At 71.2% G+C, this 5,056-nt stretch carries 7 protein-coding genes; all 7 read right to left on the bottom strand.

All coding sequences use genetic code 11. The features are described 5' to 3' along the window. On the bottom strand, positions 1 to 225 hold a 225-nt coding region (locus G6024_RS07000; RefSeq protein WP_478213480.1), incomplete at its 3' end, for a primosomal protein N' family DNA-binding protein. A 44-nt stretch (positions 226 to 269) separates the two neighbouring features. Next, positions 270 to 1,499 carry a methionine adenosyltransferase gene (gene metK / locus G6024_RS06995; RefSeq protein WP_119192948.1) on the bottom strand — a complete coding sequence of 410 codons (1,230 nt, stop codon included), beginning with the start codon at positions 1,497 to 1,499 and terminating at the stop codon, positions 270 to 272. A gap of 42 nt (positions 1,500 to 1,541) precedes the next feature. Continuing rightward, the gene (gene coaBC / locus G6024_RS06990) at positions 1,542 to 2,801 is read right to left on the bottom strand and encodes a bifunctional phosphopantothenoylcysteine decarboxylase/phosphopantothenate--cysteine ligase CoaBC (RefSeq protein ID WP_132061499.1); all 1,260 of its coding nucleotides are present in this window, start codon (positions 2,799 to 2,801) and stop codon (positions 1,542 to 1,544) included. 17 nt (positions 2,802 to 2,818) lie between these two features. Next, positions 2,819 to 3,103: a DNA-directed RNA polymerase subunit omega gene (gene rpoZ / locus G6024_RS06985; protein WP_061228655.1), complete on the bottom strand. Its 285-nt coding sequence runs from the start codon at positions 3,101 to 3,103 to the stop codon at positions 2,819 to 2,821. 72 nt (positions 3,104 to 3,175) lie between these two features. Continuing rightward, positions 3,176 to 3,778 (bottom strand): guanylate kinase, encoded by a 603-nt coding sequence (gene gmk, locus G6024_RS06980; protein WP_067717960.1) that lies wholly within the window; start codon positions 3,776 to 3,778, stop codon positions 3,176 to 3,178. Positions 3,779 to 3,785: 7 nt separating this feature from the next. Next, positions 3,786 to 4,109 carry an integration host factor, actinobacterial type gene (gene mihF / locus G6024_RS06975; RefSeq protein WP_007631925.1) on the bottom strand — a complete coding sequence of 108 codons (324 nt, stop codon included), beginning with the start codon at positions 4,107 to 4,109 and terminating at the stop codon, positions 3,786 to 3,788. Between the two features lie 412 nt (positions 4,110 to 4,521). Beyond that, positions 4,522 to 5,056: orotidine-5'-phosphate decarboxylase (pyrF, locus tag G6024_RS06970; protein ID WP_159148358.1), on the bottom strand; the 535-nt coding region annotated here is incomplete at its 5' end.

Raw genomic sequence — 5,056 nt, 5'->3', positions numbered from 1 at the left:
CCCCTGGTGATCGGTCTGCGCGCGCCGCTCGACGAGGAAACCGTCGACCAGCCGCCCGGCGAACCTCACCCGCACCCGCACCCCCGGGACCGCCTCGGCGGAGAGTGACTCGGGGACCAGGTAGTCGAACTCCCGGTCGAGATGGAAGACCCCGAGTAACGGCAGGACCCGGGCCACGGGGGCATCGGCCGCCGCGACCCGGGTCGCTGGGCGCGTGGTGGTCACGTGCGGGATCCTCGCACCCCGCTACGACACACGGGGTGACGGCGTCAGAGTCCGGCGGCCTGCTTGAGCTCGTCGACGCGGTCGGTGCGCTCCCAGGGCAGGTCGATGTCGGTGCGGCCGAAGTGTCCGTAGGCGGCCGTGGGGGCGTAGATCGGACGCTTGAGGTCCAGGTCGCGGATGATCGCACCGGGCCGCAGGTCGAACACCTCGGTCACCGCCTGCTGGAGTCGGTCGATGTCGACCTTCTCGGTGCCGAACGCCTCGACGAACAGTCCGACCGGGGCGGCCTTGCCGATGGCGTAGGCGACCTGGACCTCGACGCGCTCGGCCAGGCCGGCGGCGACGATGTTCTTGGCGACCCAGCGCATGGCGTAGGCGGCGGAGCGGTCCACCTTGGACGGGTCCTTGCCGGAGAAGGCGCCGCCACCGTGGCGGGCCATGCCGCCGTAGGTGTCGACGATGATCTTGCGTCCGGTCAGGCCGGCGTCGCCCATCGGGCCGCCGAGGACGAACCGGCCGGTCGGGTTGACCAGCAGCCGGAAGTCGGCGGTGTCGATCCCGCCGGCGGCCTCGGCCAGGACCGGGTCGATCACGTGCTGCGTGAGGTCGTCGCGCAGGGTGGTCTCCAGGTCGATGCCGTCGGCGTGCTGGGTGGAGATGACGATGGTGTCCAGCCGGACCGCGCGGTCGCCGTCGTACTCGATGGTGACCTGGGTCTTGCCGTCCGGGCGCAGGTAGGCCAGCGTGCCGTCCTTGCGCACCTCGGTCAGCCGCCGCGAGAGGCGGTGGGCCAGCGCGATGGGCAGTGGCATGAGCTCGGGGGTGTCCGAGCAGGCGTAGCCGAACATCAGGCCCTGGTCGCCGGCACCCTGGCGGGCGATGGCGTCCTCGACCGAGTCGCTGGAGGTTCGGGCCTCGTGGGAGGTGTCCACGCCCTGGGCGATCTCCGGCGACTGCTGCCCGATCGAGATCGACACGCCGCAGGAGACGCCGTCGAAACCCTTGTCCGAGGAGTCGTAACCGATCTCGACGATCTTGTCGCGGATGAGCTGCGGGATCTCCACGTAACCGGTGGTCTTGACCTCGCCGGCCACGTGGACCATGCCGGTGGTGACCATCGTCTCCACGGCCACGCGGGCCGCCGGGTCCTGCTCCAGCATCGCGTCCAGGATCGAATCTGAGATCGCGTCACAGATCTTGTCCGGATGCCCCTCGGTCACGGACTCGCTGGTGAACAGCCGACGTGCCTGCGTCACAGTGGTTCTCTCTTCCATGGTGGGATCGCGTGTGATCGTTGCCGATCGCGTGGGGACAGACTAGTCGGTGCGGTCTGCGTCACTCCGCCCGGTCCGCCCGCGAGCGATCCCCACGATCGCGTCGAGTAGACGGTCGGCCAGGAGGTCCTTGCTGGCGCGCTCGAGGGCCGTCTCGCCGCCGCCCGAGTCGAGGATCCAGCCGCCGTTGACGTCCTGTCCGAAGGTGGTGTCCCGTCCCACCTCGTTGACGACGAGGAGGTCGCACCCCTTCCGGGCGAGCTTGGCGCGGCCGTGCTCGAGGACCGTGCCCGACGCGTCCCCGGTCTCGGCGGCGAAACCCACGAGCACGCAGTCGGCCGGGACGTCTCCCGCCGCACGCGCGGAGACCAGGTCGGCGAGGATGTCCGGGTTCCGCCGGAGGCGGATCTCCGCGGGCTCCGATCCGCTGCCCTTCTTGAGCTTGGAATCGGAGACGTCGGTCGGCCGGAAGTCGGCGACGGCGGCGGCCTTGACGACGACGTCCGCCCGCGCGGCTGCGCGCAGCGTCTGCTCCCGCAGTTCGAGGGCGGACTCGATGTGGACGACCTCGACCGCGGGCGGGGTGGGCAGATCGGAGGATGTCACCAGGGTCACCCTGGCTCCCCGGGCGGCAGCGACCGCCGCGATCGCGTGGCCCTGCTTGCCCGAGCTGCGGTTACCGAGGAAGCGCACGGGGTCGATCTCCTCGCGGGTACCTCCGGAGGTGACGACGATGCGCGTGCCGGCGAGGTCCCACGCCAGTGATCCGCCGTCGAGGAGGAGCCGGGCCAACCGCGCGATGTCGGCGGGCTCCGGTAGTCGCCCCGCGCCGGTGTCGGCGCCGGTGAGCCGGCCGGACGCCGGCGGCATGACGTGGATGCCGTCGCCCCGGAGGGTGTCGACGTTGCGACGCGTCGCGGGATGCTCCCACATCTCGGTGTGCATGGCCGGCGCGAGGAGGACCGGGCACCGCGCGGTGAGGAGTGTGGAGGTGAGGAGGTCGTCGGCCCGCCCGCTCGCCGCGCGGGCCAGCAGGTCCGCGGTGGCGGGAGCGACGACGACGAGGTCCGCCCGCTGCCCGAGGGCGACGTGGCGGACCGAGGGCACGTCCGAGAACACCCCGGTGGACACCGGGTTCCCGGACAGCGCCTCGAACGTGGCGGACCCGACGAATCGCAGGGCCGCCTCTGTGGGGACGACGTCGACGTGGCATCCGGACTCGGTGAGCAACCGGATGAGGCCACATGCCTTGTAGGCGGCGATCCCGCCGCCGACTCCGACGACGACGCGCGGGCTGCGCATGTCGTCCCCGGAGGGGCTCACTCGCCCTCGGCGCAATCGAGCAGGTCGGAGTGCAGCTCACGCAGCGCGATGGTCAGGGGCTTCTCGTGCAGCCCGGGGTCGACCAGCGGGCCGACGTACTCGAGGATGCCCTCCTCGATCTGGTTGTAGTACGAGTTGATCTGGCGCGCCCGCTTGGCGGCGAAGATCACGAGTGCGTACTTCGAGGACGCCCGCTCGAGCAGCTCGTCGATCGGGGGGTTCGTGATGCCGATCGGGGTGTCGTACAGCGGGGTGGCCGCTGCGGCTTCGGTGGTGGCCACTATGGGTTCTCCTCTGGGGTACTGCCTGGGGTCGGTGTCGTCGATGACACCCTGGTGACGCTGGGCTCGCCGCTAGTCGCGGCCGACCAGCAATGATACCAACTCGTCCACGGCCTTTTCGAGTTCGTCGTTGACGACGACCTCGTCGAACTCTCCGCGGGCCTCCATCTCGACCTTCGCGGTCTCGAGTCGGCGGTCCACCACGTCCTGCGGTTCGGTGCCCCGGCCACGCAGCCGGACCTCGAGTTCCTCCCACGACGGCGGGGCGAGGAACACGGTCCTGCCCTCCGGGATCGACTCGCGGATCTGGCGCACCCCGGCGAGGTCCACCTCGATGAGGACCGGTCGTCCCGCCTCGAGCGCGCGGTGCACCGGATCGGCGGGGGTCCCGGAGAGCTGCAGGCCGCGGTGGATCTCCGCCCACTCCAACATCCGACCCTCGGATACCGCTTTCCGGAAGTCCTCGGTGGACACGAAGTAGTAGTCGCGGCCGTCGACCTCCCCGGGCCTCGGGTCCCGTGTGGTCATCGACACGCTGAAGTAGAGGTCGGGGACGCACTCGCGGAGACGGGCGACGACGGTTGATTTCCCGACGGCGGAGGGGCCGGCCAAGACGATCAGCCGGCCCCTCTTCGCCGTCGTCTCCGGGGTGGCCCCGGATGACGGTGTGTTCATGCGTCGATCAGTCGACCGTGAAGTCGAACCGCTCGAGCAGTGCGCGACGCTGGCGGTCACCGAGACCACGCAGACGACGCGTCGGCGCGATCTCGAGCTCGGTCATGATCTCCTGAGCCTTGACCTTGCCGACCTTGGGCAGGGCCTCGAGCAGCGCCGAGACCTTCATCTTGCCGAGGATCTCGTCGCTCTCGGCATCCTTGAGCACCTGCTTGAGGTCGGTGCCGCCACGCTTCAGGCGCTCCTTGAGCTCAGCCCGGGCGCGACGGGCGGCAGCCGCCTTCTCCAGAGCAGCAGCGCGCTGCTCATCGGTCAACTGGGGAAGGGCCACAATTCCTCCGTCTCGTTCGTGTGTGTCTCATGACTCACGCGGATGTCCACCGTAGGACACCCCCGCCTGGTGTGCGGTGACCGGCCCCGGCGCGTCCGCGGGCTGCGGAACACCTCCGGGAGCGGGCGCTCCCTCGTGCTCACCGTACCCGGGCGGTTCCGCCGCCCCCGAGGGGGACTTCCACGGCTCCGGGCCTGATGACCTCAGCAACAGTACGCGGCCGACCGGCCGGGTACCAGACGGGGTCCCGCTGTGGCACCCCGTCTGATCTGCGCATTGACGGTTCGAGGTTGTATGGCACCCTAGCGCCGCCCGTCCGGGGGCGCGACGCGAACCGCCCGATTCCCGCGAGCCCGGCTCCGGGCGGCCGTCACCGGTGGGACGCCGGTACACCCGTGTGGAACGCGGTGACTCAGGAGTCGTCGGAGAACCTGTACTGTGCGGCGAGTTCGACGACCGTCGCGCGCATCGCGTCGACGTCCGGCCCGGCGCGCAGCACGTGCCGCGAGACGTTGACCAGGGTGAGCGGGAGCGCGGGCCCGGCGATCCTGCGGACGTCGGCGAGGGTGCCGCCCTGCTCCCCCACCCCGGGCATGAGGACCGGGCCGGAGAGCTCGTCGAGCCTCGGGGGGTCGGTCACCGTCGCCCCGACGACCACGCCGAAGGACCCCGGTGCATCATCCCCGGCGCCCGCGTTCCGGAGGGCCACCTCGTCGACGACGGACTGGGCGACCGTGCCGGTGGGGCCTGCCGAGCCCTGCAGGGGCCCGGCCTCGGGGTTGGAGGTCCGGGCCAGGACGAACAGGCCCCGGCCGGTGCCGGCCGCCGCCTCGAACGCCGCGTCCAGGGCTCCCACGCCCAGGTAGGGCGACACCGTGAGCGCGTCGCAGGCCAGCGGGGACCCGTCCCGTAGCCACGCCCGGGCGTACCCGGCCATGGTGGAGCCG

This window comes from Dietzia maris, assembly GCF_014144855.1.
Classification (GTDB): Bacteria; Actinomycetota; Actinomycetes; order Mycobacteriales; family Mycobacteriaceae; genus Dietzia; species Dietzia kunjamensis.
This window is presented reverse-complemented; position numbering and strand designations above follow the sequence as displayed.

Bases quoted from the DNA above. Each gene is read 5' to 3' on its own strand.
- metK (WP_119192948.1), bottom strand. From the start codon at position 1,499: ATGGAAGAGAGAACCACTGTGACGCAGGCACGTCGGCTGTTCACCAGC.
- coaBC (WP_132061499.1), bottom strand. From the start codon at position 2,801: ATGCGCAGCCCGCGCGTCGTCGTCGGAGTCGGCGGCGGGATCGCCGCC.
- gmk (WP_067717960.1), bottom strand. From the start codon at position 3,778: ATGAACACACCGTCATCCGGGGCCACCCCGGAGACGACGGCGAAGAGG.